The sequence below is a fragment of the Salmonella sp. SG203 genome (assembly GCF_013350575.1).
GTDB lineage: Bacteria > Pseudomonadota > Gammaproteobacteria > Enterobacterales > Enterobacteriaceae > Salmonella > Salmonella enterica.
The window spans coordinates 365,000-378,805 of sequence record NZ_SNMT01000001.1; the positions used below are offsets into that span (position 1 = coordinate 365,000).

The 13,806-nt window shown below is 49.7% G+C and carries 15 protein-coding genes; 4 read left to right on the forward strand and 11 right to left on the reverse strand.

Going from position 1 to position 13,806, the window contains the following annotated elements; all coding sequences use genetic code 11:
• Positions 1-41: 41 nt before the first annotated feature.
• A complete protein-coding gene (locus tag HV477_RS01830) occupies positions 42-215 on the reverse strand; it encodes a GhoT/OrtT family toxin (RefSeq protein ID WP_000171943.1) in 174 nt (57 codons plus the stop codon).
• A 198-nt stretch (positions 216-413) separates the two neighbouring features.
• On the opposite strand from HV477_RS01830, the gene yncL reads away from it, so the two are divergent.
• Positions 414-509, forward strand: coding sequence for a stress response membrane protein YncL (yncL, locus tag HV477_RS01835; protein ID WP_001103198.1), 96 nt, complete (start codon positions 414-416; stop codon positions 507-509).
• A gap of 104 nt (positions 510-613) precedes the next feature.
• On the opposite strand, the gene patD is transcribed toward yncL, so the two are convergent.
• From patD to HV477_RS01860, 5 genes are all read right to left on the reverse strand, one after another.
• Positions 614-2,059: an aminobutyraldehyde dehydrogenase gene (patD, locus tag HV477_RS01840; RefSeq protein ID WP_072158820.1), complete on the reverse strand. Its 1,446-nt coding sequence runs from the start codon at positions 2,057-2,059 to the stop codon at positions 614-616.
• Positions 2,060-2,173: 114 nt separating this feature from the next.
• Complete coding sequence (gene ycdR / locus HV477_RS01845; protein ID WP_175064918.1) at positions 2,174-3,598, reverse strand: GntR family transcriptional regulator YdcR; 1,425 nt, start codon at positions 3,596-3,598, stop codon at positions 2,174-2,176.
• A gap of 135 nt (positions 3,599-3,733) precedes the next feature.
• Positions 3,734-4,504: a M15 family metallopeptidase gene (locus HV477_RS01850; RefSeq protein ID WP_000237714.1), complete on the reverse strand. Its 771-nt coding sequence runs from the start codon at positions 4,502-4,504 to the stop codon at positions 3,734-3,736.
• Between the two features lie 258 nt (positions 4,505-4,762).
• A complete protein-coding gene (locus HV477_RS01855) occupies positions 4,763-4,993 on the reverse strand; it encodes a hypothetical protein (protein ID WP_001637891.1) in 231 nt (76 codons plus the stop codon).
• 32 nt (positions 4,994-5,025) lie between these two features.
• Positions 5,026-5,424 (reverse strand): hypothetical protein, encoded by a 399-nt coding sequence (locus HV477_RS01860; RefSeq protein WP_000747901.1) that lies wholly within the window; start codon positions 5,422-5,424, stop codon positions 5,026-5,028.
• Between the two features lie 516 nt (positions 5,425-5,940).
• Here HV477_RS01860 and sifB point away from each other — a divergent pair.
• Positions 5,941-6,891 carry an SPI-2 type III secretion system effector SifB gene (gene sifB / locus HV477_RS01865; RefSeq protein WP_079898801.1) on the forward strand — a complete coding sequence of 317 codons (951 nt, stop codon included), beginning with the start codon at positions 5,941-5,943 and terminating at the stop codon, positions 6,889-6,891.
• Between the two features lie 273 nt (positions 6,892-7,164).
• Positions 7,165-7,395, forward strand: coding sequence for a DUF2554 family protein (locus HV477_RS01870; protein ID WP_000956438.1), 231 nt, complete (start codon positions 7,165-7,167; stop codon positions 7,393-7,395).
• Here the strand turns inward: HV477_RS01870 and HV477_RS01875 are convergent, their stop codons facing one another.
• Positions 7,396-9,360 carry a U32 family peptidase gene (locus HV477_RS01875; protein WP_001249753.1) on the reverse strand — a complete coding sequence of 655 codons (1,965 nt, stop codon included), beginning with the start codon at positions 9,358-9,360 and terminating at the stop codon, positions 7,396-7,398. It lies immediately after the preceding gene.
• 78 nt (positions 9,361-9,438) lie between these two features.
• Positions 9,439-9,975 (reverse strand): helix-turn-helix domain-containing protein, encoded by a 537-nt coding sequence (locus HV477_RS01880; protein ID WP_079898800.1) that lies wholly within the window; start codon positions 9,973-9,975, stop codon positions 9,439-9,441.
• A 91-nt stretch (positions 9,976-10,066) separates the two neighbouring features.
• Here HV477_RS01880 and HV477_RS01885 point away from each other — a divergent pair, with 91 nt between their 5' ends.
• Entirely contained in the window at positions 10,067-11,245 is a 1,179-nt protein-coding gene (locus tag HV477_RS01885) for a benzoate/H(+) symporter BenE family transporter (protein WP_079898799.1), read from the forward strand.
• A gap of 53 nt (positions 11,246-11,298) precedes the next feature.
• Here HV477_RS01885 and HV477_RS01890 read toward each other — a convergent pair whose 3' ends face one another.
• The 3 genes from HV477_RS01890 to tehA all read right to left on the reverse strand — a co-directional run bounded on the left by HV477_RS01890 (position 11,299) and on the right by tehA (position 13,719).
• Positions 11,299-11,967: a DUF3313 domain-containing protein gene (locus tag HV477_RS01890; RefSeq protein WP_001259025.1), complete on the reverse strand. Its 669-nt coding sequence runs from the start codon at positions 11,965-11,967 to the stop codon at positions 11,299-11,301.
• Positions 11,968-12,122: 155 nt separating this feature from the next.
• Positions 12,123-12,719 (reverse strand): tellurite resistance methyltransferase TehB, encoded by a 597-nt coding sequence (gene tehB, locus HV477_RS01895; protein ID WP_000218276.1) that lies wholly within the window; start codon positions 12,717-12,719, stop codon positions 12,123-12,125.
• Positions 12,706-13,719, reverse strand: a complete 1,014-nt coding sequence (gene tehA / locus HV477_RS01900) for a dicarboxylate transporter/tellurite-resistance protein TehA (RefSeq protein WP_001243996.1) — start codon at positions 13,717-13,719, stop codon at positions 12,706-12,708. Before tehA ends, tehB begins: the two co-directional genes overlap by 14 nt.
• Between the last annotated feature and the right edge of the window lie 87 nt (positions 13,720-13,806).

Genomic DNA, 13,806 nt, shown 5'->3' on the forward strand with positions numbered 1-13,806 from the left:
GGCGGAAAAACCATGCCCGGTAACCTGTATCGGGCTTGAGGTCAGAAAAGCGAAAACAGCAATGCGACGGGGAAACTTATCGGCCATGTCGCGCCAACCAAAAAGGCGCTCAGGAAACGAATTCGTTTTTTGTCATGAGTCAAAAACCAGGTGATCAGGGATGATATCACCGCCATGACGGCGTAAAAAATTAATATCTTTTGAAAGAGGGTCATATCAGGCATCCGCGCCAACCAGAGGAAAAAACGCGCGCAATATGCTCTTTTTATTTGACACACATCAAGGTTTATCAGCCTTAACAGCAAAACGTTCTCAATGCACGGCTCCGCTCACAGAATATCCTGTTTACGTATTATTGCGGATCTCGCCAACCCGTACTATACCCATAGGGGTTATGATGAAAGGTGGCGAAAATGAATGTTTCCAGTAAAACCGTCGTGCTGATTAATGTCTTTGCTGCTGCAGGACTTTTGGGTCTGATCTCGTTGAGATTCGGCTGGTTTGCTTGAGGTGTTCAACCTTTGAGTACTTGCTGCGCATGTTGGCGGGGAGGTCCCCCTCTCCGCCGACACCCGCCTATTTTTTCACGATTTTTCTGAACAGTAAATGATCCTTAATGCTTAACCATGATGTGGCGGACAAGGGTGTAGTCTTCCAGACCATACAATGACATATCTTTGCCGTATCCCGACTGTTTTTGCCCTCCATGCGGCATCTCGCTAACCAACATGAAATGGGTATTAATCCAGGTACAGCCATACTGCAATCTGGCGCTAAGCCGGTGCGCCCGCCCGACGTCCTGAGTCCAGACGGAGGATGCCAGACCATAGCGAGAATCGTTGGCCCACCTCAGAACCTGATCTTCATCATCAAAGACGGTTATACTGACCACCGGGCCGAAGACTTCGCGTTGCACGATGGCATCTTCCTGTTTTGCGTCTGCCAGCAACGTTGGAGCGAAATAGTAACCTTTACCTTCCGTTTGACTTCCGCCAGTAATCACACGGATATGGCTGAGGGCCTTCGCCTCCTCTACTGCCGCTGTGACGCGCTTCAGGTGCGCCAGCGAACTTAACGGCCCCAGCTCTGTCGACTCATCCTCCGGCGCGCCCATTTTCAGGCTGCTCACCGCGTTTCCTAGCTTTTCGACCAGCGCATCATAGATACCGCGCTGCGCGTATATACGGCACGCCGCAGTACAATCCTGTCCGGCATTATAGAAACCAAAAGTCCGGACGCCCTGCGCCACCGCATCCAGATCGGCGTCATCAAAAACAACCACCGGGGCTTTACCACCGAGTTCCATATGCGTACGTTTTATCGCTGGCGCAGTATGGCGCAGAATATGTTCCCCGGTCGCGATAGAACCGGTTAAAGAGACCATGCGTACTTTTTCATGACCGGTCAATACATCGCCAACAGTTTGCCCTCGTCCGAACAGGACATTGAGCACCCCCGGCGGAAAGATATCCTTCGCCAGCGCGGCAAGTTTAAGCGCCGTCAGCGGCGTGATTTCAGAAGGCTTAATCACCACGCAGTTACCTGCCGCCAGCGCTGGCGCCAGCTTCCAGGCCGCCATCATGAGCGGATAATTCCACGGCGCGATAGAGGCAACCACGCCAATCGGATCCCGGCGGATCATCGACGTATGTCCTTCCAGATATTCGCCCGCCGCCAGCCCACTCAAACAACGGGCCGCGCCGGCAAAAAAGCGAAAGACATCCACGATTGCCGGAATTTCATCATTGATTACGCAGTGCAAAGGCTTACCGCAGTTTTGCGATTCAAGCCGGGCGAACTCAAGGGCGTTTTGCTCGATGCTGTCCGCCAGTTTTAACAGACATTCCGCCCGTGCTTTGGGTGTGGTCTGCCCCCATTCGGCAAACGCGCTATCGGCGGCCAGCACTGCGGCGTCAACCTGCGCGGGCGACGCTTCCGCAATCTCAAGTATGACCTCGCCTGTCGCCGGGTTATAAACAGACTGCCTTTCTCCCTCGCCGTCCACCAGCACGCCATTAATCAGTAATTGATATTGCATAGCATTTTCCCATATCGTCATTAATCGATTTCCGGCGAACGGGCCGCCGCTTTCCTAAAAATAGACGGCGCGCCAGATGCTCACCCGGCACACTCGGGAAATTTAGTCAGGTTGTGAGCTGACACGCATTCCACCTCACACAAGGCTTTTAGCGCTCAGCATCTCGCGAATCAGGCTGCCAAGCTGTTTTACGGCCTGTTCTTCCCGTTCTCCCCAATGCCATGCGGTGTTAAAACGAAAGAAACGCGTCCAGGCGCCGGACGTTGAAAACATTTTCCCCGGCGCGATACTGATAAGGTGTTCAAGCGCTTTGGCGCTTAGTTCACCGGCATCAAGCTGCTCAGGTAGCTCCAGCCAAAGAAAATAACCGCTATCGTTGTGGTGAATTTTTACTTCCGCCGGGAGATGGCGCAAAAGGGTTTGCCAGGCTTGCTGTTTACGTTCGGCAAGCTGCCTTCGCAATCGGCGCAGATGCGCGTCATATCGACGTGTCGAGAGATAATCCACTAACGCCAATTGCATGGGGGAACTGGTGGATAATGTGCTCATTAATTGCAAACGCTGAATTTGTCTGGCATGGCTTCCTCCCGCAACCCAGCCAATGCGAAAACCGGGAACCAGACATTTGGAAAAAGACGAACAATGCAACACGGTATCGTCGCGATCCCATGCTTTGGCGGGCAGAGGTTTCTCGCGGCCAAAGTAGAGTTCGCTATAAACATCGTCTTCAATTAGCATCACGTTATGGTGCGTGAGTAACGCAACCAGCCGCGCTTTTTTCTCGGCACTCAGCGTGAACCCTAACGGATTCTGGCTGTTGGTCATTAACCAGCACGCTTTCACCGGATATTCCTGTAACGCCTGTTCCAGCGCCATAAGATCGATGCCTTCTTTAACATCGGTGGGTATCGACAACGCTTTCAGGCGCAATCGCTCCAGGGCCTGTAGCGCACCGTAGAAACAGGGGTTCTCCACCACCACCCAGTCTCCCGGCGCCGTCACCGCCTGTAAACTAAGATTCAACGCTTCCAGCGCGCCGGCGGTAATGACAATCTCGTCAGGAGAAACGGTAATCCCCTGCTGCGCGTAACGGCGTGCTATCGCATAGCGCAATTCTGCATTACCTGGCGGCAAGTTTTCGATGACGCTCATTGCCGTCGCGGTTTTACTGACCTGCGCCAGCGAGCGGTTCAATTGCGGCAAGGGAAACAGACGCGGATCGGGAAACGCTGAGGCAAAGGGCACCACAGAGGTATCACGGCTCGCCTGCAGCATCTCAAAAATATAGGTATTGATATCTACGGCTTCATCCCGAATAACGTGCGCTGCCGTCGCGACTGACCGACAAACCGGATGCGGCGCGACATAATAACCAGATTGCGGACGGGCGATAATCCGTCCCTGACTTTCCAGCAACTGGCACGCATGACCGACAGTCATAAAACTCATGCCGCTACTGGCGACCTGCTCCCTCAGCGAGGGTAATCGATCGCCGGGTTGCCAAACGCCAGAGGCGATTTGTTCTCTAATTTGCTCCGCCAGACGTTGATATTTTTTCATTATTCGATCTCATTGAGCGCTGCTTGCAGGTGGCAACCGCAGTGTATATCAGTTGTTAAAATTAACAATGATTTGCTAACTGTTATGGTGCTTTCCAACAGGCGTAATGATTAGATTTCGCAACAAAACGCCGTTTCAGGGTCTCTGCTTAACGGGAAAGTCAAACCAAGTGTTCGGGTATGGTTCATGAGTAAGAGAGAAGTGCCACCATTCAGTATCCAGTGGCGTAAAACCCGCATCACGCATCAATGTTTGTAATAACAACCTATTTGCGCGTTGCTGAGCGGTAAGTATGACATTATCGGGATGGGATAACGGACTAAAACAGTCAAAGCCGGTACCAAAATCCAGACTATTATCTGGCGAGCGTTGCGCCGCGGACGCAGTACAATTCACCAGTGGTCGTCCGGGATCGTATATTGGTATTTTACTGTCAAGTGGAACAATCGTTAGATCAAGCGTACTTCCCCGACTGTGGCCGGATCTGGCGGCAAGATAACCTTCCTCAAACAAACGCTTTTTCTCTACCTGCGGATAAAATTCGTTTTTCATTTGGTTTTGAGAAGGATCTTTGGCCCACGCGATAAAGTCGTTCACTGCGCTTTGCGGACGGTAGCAATCATATATTTTTAAGGTAAGTCCGAAGGGGCGTAAACGATCGGCGACCTGCTTCACTGCGTTCGCGGCTGGTCGTGTTAACAGGCAAACAGGCGCGTTATAGCCTTTAATGGGGCGACCAATAAAGTTATGGGAACTGAAGTATCGCATGTCTACCTGTACGTCGGGGGCGACCGTAGTAATATCGACAAAGTCTTTTGGCTGGTGGAGATCAATATGGTTTTCAGCTGACATTGCCTGAACGGACAACAGGCTGAACAGGAGGAAAGAAGATACGCATTTTACCATATGTTACACCTCGCGAGAGTCACAGGGGTGATTATGTATTTGAGCAGGTAAAGATTAGCGGACACCGCTTAAACAGATGGTTAAAATAAACATCATTCCCCCTGTAATCTGTGCCTTATCACAAACGGAGAGTTTATATTTTGCTTATACGACCACTGCGCCTCCTGTTCTATACCCAAAATAATTCGAGTTGCGTAAAGGCGGCAAGGGAGTGAGTCTCAGGAGCACAGATAACGATATGTTTTCACAAAGGCGAGTCTACCTGACCAGAAAGGATATTTGATAATCAGTAGTACAGTTGTTGTCGCCTTCCATAACTAAATAACATTGTTTCGCCAAAGATAAGACCACTATATAGTCAGGAAGGCAATTAGTGAGGAACACGTCGATTGTCGGCGATAATGCACTGAAATTACGATTCACTGCAGTTGTGCAAACACATAGAATCCCCCTCGAACCGAGATAATTCGGTCTGCTGGTCATAGCCATTATTCAGTAAGACCGCAGGTTGCAGCGGCGGATCACGGGCGTGAAGAAAAATCCTGTGCCCCAAATTTTTTGGACAAGCGCTGAACCTGCCGTATACTTTTACTTAACGTACACTCCGCCATAAAAATAAACCCTGCGATGATACCGTAATGCCACAGGCATAACTTAAGGATATGCCATAAATCAAGCGAAGCATGATTTAACTTCTCAGTAATTGCGATAGTCTGTACAAATATTATGGGATGAAATAATAAGACGCCTAACAAAAATATCCCTGCCACGATCATGGCAAGTAACTGGAAAAAAGCCCATCCGATAACGAAACGGTAAAGTAACAGCAATAATAGCCGTCCACATTTTCTTAGCCATTCTGACTGCAAAATGCCCCAGGATGCTGTCTTTTCGTGAATTTCACCATCTGATTTCTTCATTTTGAGCCTCCTCGCAGGTTTTTATAATTTTATCACCTAACTGGAAATAAACCCGTCAGCTAATCGTTACAACAAATATAATTAAGACAAAAACTAAAGAGTAAAGGCATTTATATCATAAGTACTATCAGCATAGGACTCCTGCCCTGCCGCTAAATATCTCATTGTTGTTAGCCTAATAATACTTTCAGTTTAACTTCTTATAAGACAATTTGTACACGGTTGAGCAACAATTTACTTTCTCTAAAAATAATATAGCGCGTAATTAATCATTACTCATAGTACATGATGATGTGAGAATTAAGAAAACCGTTTTACTTTCATTCGTTTTACCTGACATATTTTATGGCCAGGAGGCGTGGGCATAACTAAATCTACGGGTCGATTTGAGCGTTCAGGACAAAGCAAAAATCAGGTGTTTCACCGATAGGCAAACCGATGGACAACATGGGATAATATTTTGAATACCACCTATTCCAGTAATGAAGTATTATATAATCACTTGTGGTCTACATTATGCCAATTACTATCGGGAGAGGGTTTCTAAAAAGTGAGATGTTTTCCCAAAGTGCCATCTCTCAACGCTCCTTCTTTACGTTACTATGGGAAAAGATTAAAGATTTTTTTTGTGACACGCAAAGATCCACTGCCGATCAATATATAAAGGAATTGTGTGATGTTGCCTCTCCGCCTGACGCGCAACGTTTATTTGATTTATTTTGCGCGTTATATGAATTATCATCACCATCATGCAGAGGAAATTTCCATTTTCAGCACTATAAAGATGCTGAGTGTCAGTATACAAATCTCTGTATTAAAGATGGCGAAGATATTCCGTTATGTATTATGATACGTCAGGATCACTACTATTATGAGATAATGAATAGAACAGTGCTCTGTGTTGATACTCAGTCTGCCCACCTGAAAAGATATTCTGATATTAATATAAAAGCTAGCACTTATGTTTGTGAACCGCTATGTTGCTTGTTCCCTGAGCGGTTACAACTCTCGCTATCCGGCGGTATAACATTTTCCGTTGACCTAAAAAATATAGAAGAGACGCTTATCGCCATGGCAGAAAAGGGTAATTTATGTGACTGGAAGGAACAGGAAAGAAAAGCCGCCATCTCCTCCAGGATTAATCTGGGCATCGCACAAGCAGATGTAACAGCTATTGACGACGCTATCAAAAACAAAATAGCCGCAAAGGTTATTGAGAATACTAACTTAAAGAATGCAGCGTTTGAACCAAATTATGCACAAAGCTCAGTTACTCAAATTGTTTATTCATGTTTGTTTAAGAATGAGATACTAATGAATATGCTGGAAGAAAGTTCCTCTCATGGCCTGCTATGTTTAAACGAGCTTACTGAATATGTAGCGCTACAAGTTCATAACAGCCTTTTTTCTGAAGATTTATCTTCACTCGTTGAAACAACAAAAAATGAGGCTCATCACCAGAGTTGATCACACCATAAATAGTATGGATTTACAATCCCCTGGCAATACCAAAACCATCTAATACAATAACTTTAAATATATACTCCCAGGGAATAATGGATTTACTATGGAACGAATTGGCTCGTTATTTTTATAATTGACATACTGAGTATAAGTATATTTTCTCATACAACTTATCGCACTTATTGACAAACCGTTTTCGCTAATTTGAAGTGTGGAATAATAACTCAAAGAAATTATTGGCATCATAGCCTCACGACGTAACTGGAAGGTGGCATGATGCTTACAAAAACGTTATCAGTAGTTTTACTGACCTGTGCGCTGTTTTCAGGCCAGTTACTGGCGAAACAGCAAGACCACGCATTCGTATGGTTTGCGACGGGAGGGCACCAGCTTAGACACGAAGCCGACAGCGATGAATTACGGGCGGCAGCGGAAGAATCCGCGGAAGGCTTGCGCGAGCACCACAACTGGCAGAAATCGCGCAAACCAGAAAGCTATTTTCGTTAATTAAACGCCCCTGCGCTTCGGCAGCGTTTTCATCAGCGCTTCAGGGCTCACTGAAGCGACAACGCTGCCGGGCTGGGGCATTTTTAAGATGTGGTTTTTAATTTTGCCAATGACATGCATTTCGCAAGGGCGGCAGTCGAATTTTAGCGTCAGTACCTCATCGCCATGCACCAACTGCATCGGCGTGGCTTTCCAGCTCTTAATATTTCCTTTCGCCTGCTTTGGACAAAGGTTGAACGCAAAACGCAGGCAGTGTTTGGTGATCATGACCGGTACCTCGCCCTTCTCCTGATGCGCCTCATAGGCCGCATCAATCAATTGTACGCCGTAACGGTGATAAAATTCCCGCGCTTTGTGGTTGTAGACATTAGCGAGAAAGCTGAGATGCGTTTGCGGGTAGACCGGCGCAGGCTGCGCCACGGGTTTCCGACGACCTCGTTGATAATGGGCCAGCCGCGCCGCGTCAAGCATATCAATCGCCTCCCGACGGAACTGATTGAGCAGGCTATTTGGCACGAACAACGCCGCCGGTAATGTCACCTGCATATCACGCGCGTAGTAAGGCGTCTGTCCCAGCTTCGCCAGTCCGGCTTTTAGGTTATTCAACGCTTTTTCAGAGTTGTTGGCTTCCTCAAATACCCCATCAAGCGTATGCGTGATGCAGACACCGTCTTCACTGGTCAGCGTCAGAATAAGCTGTTCCTGCCAGCCGCCCAGCATGATATCAACCGCCACACGGCGCTCACTGGAGGTTTTTGTCAGCGCTTGCTGCCAGTTATGATCCAGATTACGATTCAACGGATGATGCGGACGGACTTTATGCAGGTCGGCAGGCATATCATTTGGCCAAACGCGGTAGCGGTTATGACCGGTTTTCTCCACCGTATTGGCGCGAAAACCCACCACTTCACGCTTAATCAACACGTTCAGACCATCGCCATTCGCCAACGGCTCCGTCGCTTCGACATCGAGATAATCCTTCGCCACATTCAGCACCTCGCCTACCGGCAAGCCAATAAATTTTGGTGAATCAAATGCGCCAATATCGCCTTTCCGCGCGTTAACAAAATAGTCGGTGCTGCCGCGATGGAAGGTTTTCTCCGTGGAGGGAACAAAAAAGTGTTCGGTCCGACCAACCGACGCACGCGCCAGATCGCCACGTTGCTCGATAATCGCGTCCAGCATCTGACGATAATGCGCGGTGATGTTTTTGACATAGCTCATGTCTTTGTAGCGCCCTTCAATCTTGAAGGAACGTACGCCTGCATCGATCAACGCGCCGAGGTTAGCCGTTTGGTCGTTATCTTTCATCGATAGCAAATGTTTTTCGTAAGAGACCACCCGCCCCTGATCGTCTTTTAACGTATACGGTAAACGACAGGCCTGCGAACAGTCGCCCCGATTGGCGCTGCGCCCGGTTTGCGCATGAGAGATATAACACTGCCCAGAATAAGCGACACACAGCGCGCCATGAATGAAGAACTCAATTGTGGCGTCAGTAGCCTGATGAATAGCCGCTATCTGACTCAAATTAAGTTCGCGCGCCAGTACAATCTGTGAAAAACCGACATCGGCAAGAAACTTCGCTTTTTCCACGCTGCGAATATCACACTGTGTACTGGCGTGAAGCTCAATCGGCGGGATATCCAGTTCCAGAATGCCCATATCCTGCACAATCAGCGCATCCACCCCGGTGTTGTACAAATCGGTGATTAACCGCTGCGCGGGCTCCAGCTCATCATCATGCAGAATAGTATTCAGCGTGACAAAAATCCTGGCGCCGTAACGGTGAGCAAACGGAACCAGATCGGCGATATCGCGCAGACTGTTACTGGCGTTATGACGTGCGCCAAAACCGGGTCCGCCGATGTAGACGGCATCTGCGCCATGCAAAATCGCTTCGCGAGCAATTGCGGCGTCACGGGCCGGACTTAACAATTCGAGATAGTGAGGTTGCTGGCGCATACAGTCGTTCTTATCCAATAGAAGCGAAATGGCGGCTATTGTAGTCAGAAGCGCAAACTAACGAAATAGTTTTCCCGCTTAATCACGTGGGTAATGGATCAGCGAGTGAAAATGAACCGTCTGGTCACTGCTGTTGCGATAGGTATGCGCCGTATCGCCGGCAAAACGCAATCCTTTACCGGCGTCTATGGTTTGCCATACCCCACCAGTACACATGTCCAGCCGACCCTGAATCACCACCACATGTTCGACAACGCTGGCTTTATGCGGCGTTGATTCGCTGACCGCGCCAGGCGCCAGCAATAGGGAAAAATAGTCAAAACAGAGTTCAGGATCCCATGGAAACAACGGTGTGATTACCATCGCTTGCTGCTGGGGATCGAAGGTCGGAGGAAATTCGGCCTGCGGCGGCGAAATAAACACTGAGAATGGAACGTTCAGGCCCGTCGCAATTTTCCACAGCGTTGCGACTGTCGGACTGGATTCATTACGCTCTATCTGCCCCAACATGGCTTTTGAGACGCCGGAGATCTCCGCCAGACGCGATAAACTCCAGCCTCGCTGATGGCGTAACGTTCTTAACGTGGTCGCCAGATAGTGTGTCAGGTTATCCATTTTCCCCCCCTGTAAGGCCATAGCGTATCACTTGTACGCTATAACGCACAATGCTACATTGACTGACCGTTATAACGCACAAGAGGCGATCATGCGTCTGTTATCACTGCCGTTACCTACTGTATTATCTGGTCTGGTCGCCGTTCTGGTCGGCTATGCAAGTTCCGCCGCCATTATCTGGCAGGCGGCGCTTGCCGCTGGCGCAACACCCGCAGAGATCGCCGGCTGGATGACCGCCCTCGGTATAGCCATGGGCATAAGCACACTAACGTTAACCTTGTGGTATCGTGCGCCGGTTTTAACCGCCTGGTCAACGCCTGGCGCCGCTCTGTTGGTGACAGGGCTTCAGGGATTATCGTTGCCAGACGCCGTGGGCATATTCATTGTCGCCAATGCCCTGATTGTGCTGTGCGGCGTCACGGGATTGTTTGCGCGTTTGATGCGGATAATCCCCCATTCTCTTGCCGCCGCAATGCTGGCGGGAATACTGCTACGCTTCGGCCTGCAGGCGTTCGGGACGCTCAACGGAGAGTTTGTCATGTGCGGCGGTATGCTATTGGCGTGGCTACTCTTTAAAGTATTCGCGCCCCGCTATGCCGTTATTGCTGCCATGGTAATGGGAATAACGGTGGCGCTCATCCAGGGTAAGGTGGCGATGAGCGGTATTCATTTCGCGCCGGTGTGGCCCACCTTCGTTCCCCCCCACTTTTCATTCGCTCAAAGCCTGAGCGTCGCGGTACCGCTCTTCCTGGTGACGATGGCATCGCAAAACGCCCCCGGCGTCGCCACAATGAAGGCGTCTGGCTATCAGCTTCCTGTCTCTCCGTTAATGATTTTTACCGGATTGCTGGCGCTGCTGCTTTCGCCATTTGGCGTTTATTCTATCTGCATTGCCGCCATTACAGCCGCCATTTGTCAAAGCCCGGACGCGCACCCCGATCCAACGCGTCGCTGGTTAGCGGCCGCCGCCGCAGGCGTTTTTTATTTACTTGCCGGGTGGTTTGGCGGTTCGATAACCGCGCTGATGGTCGCCCTGCCGGTTAGCTGGGTGCAAATGCTGGCTGGTCTGGCACTGTTAAGTACGATTAGCGGTAGTCTGTATCAGGCGCTTACTCACGAAAGTGAGCGTGACGCGGCAATTATCGCATTTCTCGTCACCGCCAGTGGGCTAACGCTGATGGGCATCGGATCGGCATTCTGGGGGTTGATCGCTGGCGGGATAGGCTACGCAGTATTAACGAGAACGCGCCGCCCATCGTTGTCTGGCTGATGGTGACCGCTAATCTGCCGGGGTTTGCGCCATCTTGCGATGGCGCCGCAGAATTATTTTTTGTTAACGTCAAACATAGAGGTATCCGTCGCCATATCATCCACGACCTGTTTCAACGTCTCAAACGCCATTGGCGTACTGGAATTGCTCAGGTCTTTACCTTCACCCTGACGTACTACCTTGACGACCGGCTTGTTGGTCGCGGCATCTATCAGCTCACCCTCAAAATAGAGGTGGGTATCCATGGTCCGGTGGCCTGTCGCCATTTGCGTGCCCGCCACAATCAGCGCTACAGGGATCACCTCATAGAATTGCAGCCCTTCTTTGCTGGTATCCACGCCCGTAATCGCCCCGCGGAAAATCAAACTGCGCGGCCCTGGCGTCGTGACCAGCGGTTTGCGCTGTTCAATTGCTGATTTTACTTTAGTGTTCGTATAAGCCAGCAGTTTATCAAGAACTTGCTGCCCGACCTGGGTCGTTGGTTTGGGGACGGGATAATATGTTATCGGATTGTAAACAATACTATCATAGTTAGAGTCATTGAAATGTGGATCTACCCAGCGCAACACAGGTTTTCCCGTGGCGGAGGTAGTTTCCTGCAGGTCCGAATAATTTTTTAAGAATCCAGAATACTTATCCGGCTGTGTGACTTTGGACGCACAGCCGGATAACGCCAGCAAGCCAGTAAGCACTGCAACTTTAAATAAAGTATGAGTACGCATGAAACGATCCCTTTAGTCTTCGCAATGATGCAAAGGAAATAATAGCAAAACGAAATCATTCTGGATGCACTAAAAATGGTAACGACAGCACAATTTGAACGCAGCGCCCGACAAAAAAATGCCGAACGCTGCGAGACTTACAGAACTTGCATCGCTCAGGCCGTTTTTCTCGCCAGCATCGTAGCAAAGCGCAGTTTGATACGGTTGCCGTTTTCGTCCGTGCGGTGAAGCTCGCCGACATCTTCGTTGTATTTCAGCATGTCCCATCCTTCATAATAGCGGCGTAATTCGCCTTCTTTAAAAGCAAACGGGAATCCCACCGTACAGGGAAAGTCCGGCGTATCCATTGCCGCAACAATCAAATTATACCCGCCGGGTTTTGTGCAGCGTTGCATATTGGCAATTAAACCGGGAATGGTTTGCGCCTCAAGAAACATCATAACCACCGTCGAGAGAATAAAATCGTATTCGCCGTCAAAGGTCAATGTATTCAGATCGACAATGTCGGTTTGCAGATTATCCAGCCCTTCTGCCGCTTTAATACGCTCAAGGTTAGCCATACTGGCCGGATTTTTATCCCACGCGGTAACGTCATAACCGTTCGCGGCCAGATACAGACTATTGCGGCCATTGCCGCATCCCAAATCCAGCGTTCGGCCTGGCGCGACAACCTTTGCCGCCGCCAGCACATCCGAATGCGTGCGGGTTAATCCGTATTTCTCAGTAAAGTAATTTTCGTCACGAACGGTCATTTTTTTCCTCCGTTTTCAACAGTGCAGCGCGCTCAGTGCGAATAAGCAACGTCCCCTGCACCAGCAATAGAAATGTACGAACCAGCAATAAGGCGATAATAGCGTTAGTGAAAATAAACAGCGGGACGGCCAGAATATGGAAAAGCCCTGATTCACTACCGTGACCAAGATGTAACCCCGTGGTCGCCAGCGCGGAAACGCCGAACGAAAAACTCCAGAAGGAAGCATTAAACGGTTGTGATAAATACCAGGGCATTAATCGCAGCATAAATAAAAGCTGTAACAGACCGTAGCCGAATAACATTTTCGCCAGCGTGTCGCCCTCCCCGCCATTGACGCTCAGCCAGGCGCTACAGGCGACCAGCGCGGGCGCCAGTTGGATACCCAGCGACGTACGCAGCACCGCCGGTAATTCGCCGCAGCTACGCAGTCGCTGCAAAATAACCGGCTCCAGACTTAACCACGAAAAGACGCCTGCGCCTAAAAACACCAGTCCTGCATCATTGTAACCGAGCGCTCCACAGGCCATAGCGCTGATAAAATTATTCGCTACCGTGGGCAGATAAAGTCCTGGGGTTGTCGCTTCTTCCGGATGCGCTCCGCGCCAAAGTCCCGCCGTCTGCCAGGCGGCATACGCCAGTTGTATGACGACCCCCACGCTGAATAGCGCAACGGCCAACGGGCGATACCAGGGAACGAAGCCAATCGCGACCAGCATCGTGGTGGCGGGAAACAGGCTGACAAAACTGCTCATTACCGGATGTCGCACTTCAGCCATCACGCTATGGGGAAAGCGCACCAGACGGCTAAGGAACGCCAGGGTCAAGAGTGCCCAAATAATCATCGCCAGGATCACCATGATGTCGCCGGGCCAGTGGCTTATTGCCCATATCTGGCTGGCATAACGCCAGGCGAATCCCATACCGATAGTGCCAAGGACGATGCCAAAATAGCCCGCAGGCAGATTGAGCACGCGATCGCTCTGCTTGTGATTACGCATTTTGTTTAATTTATAAAGTATATTTGAAATGCATTTTATGGAATTTCTGGTTGTTTCGCCAGTACCTTTGCTACGGTTATCTTAATC

Coding starts and splice junctions, on each gene's coding strand:
- HV477_RS01890 (WP_001259025.1), bottom strand. CDS start 11,967: ATGCGTACTCATACTTTATTTAAAGTTGCAGTGCTTACTGGCTTGCTG.
- HV477_RS01875 (WP_001249753.1), bottom strand. CDS start 9,360: ATGCGCCAGCAACCTCACTATCTCGAATTGTTAAGTCCGGCCCGTGAC.
- HV477_RS01855 (WP_001637891.1), bottom strand. CDS start 4,993: ATGGCTATGACCAGCAGACCGAATTATCTCGGTTCGAGGGGGATTCTA.
- tehA (WP_001243996.1), bottom strand. CDS start 13,719: ATGCGTAATCACAAGCAGAGCGATCGCGTGCTCAATCTGCCTGCGGGC.
- HV477_RS01830 (WP_000171943.1), bottom strand. CDS start 215: ATGACCCTCTTTCAAAAGATATTAATTTTTTACGCCGTCATGGCGGTG.
- HV477_RS01885 (WP_079898799.1), top strand. CDS start 10,067: ATGCGTCTGTTATCACTGCCGTTACCTACTGTATTATCTGGTCTGGTC.
- HV477_RS01860 (WP_000747901.1), bottom strand. CDS start 5,424: ATGAAGAAATCAGATGGTGAAATTCACGAAAAGACAGCATCCTGGGGC.
- patD (WP_072158820.1), bottom strand. CDS start 2,059: ATGACGATATGGGAAAATGCTATGCAATATCAATTACTGATTAATGGC.
- HV477_RS01870 (WP_000956438.1), top strand. CDS start 7,165: ATGCTTACAAAAACGTTATCAGTAGTTTTACTGACCTGTGCGCTGTTT.
- HV477_RS01850 (WP_000237714.1), bottom strand. CDS start 4,504: ATGGTAAAATGCGTATCTTCTTTCCTCCTGTTCAGCCTGTTGTCCGTT.
- tehB (WP_000218276.1), bottom strand. CDS start 12,719: ATGACCGTTCGTGACGAAAATTACTTTACTGAGAAATACGGATTAACC.
- sifB (WP_079898801.1), top strand. CDS start 5,941: ATGCCAATTACTATCGGGAGAGGGTTTCTAAAAAGTGAGATGTTTTCC.
- HV477_RS01880 (WP_079898800.1), bottom strand. CDS start 9,975: ATGGATAACCTGACACACTATCTGGCGACCACGTTAAGAACGTTACGC.
- yncL (WP_001103198.1), top strand. CDS start 414: ATGAATGTTTCCAGTAAAACCGTCGTGCTGATTAATGTCTTTGCTGCT.
- ycdR (WP_175064918.1), bottom strand. CDS start 3,598: ATGAAAAAATATCAACGTCTGGCGGAGCAAATTAGAGAACAAATCGCC.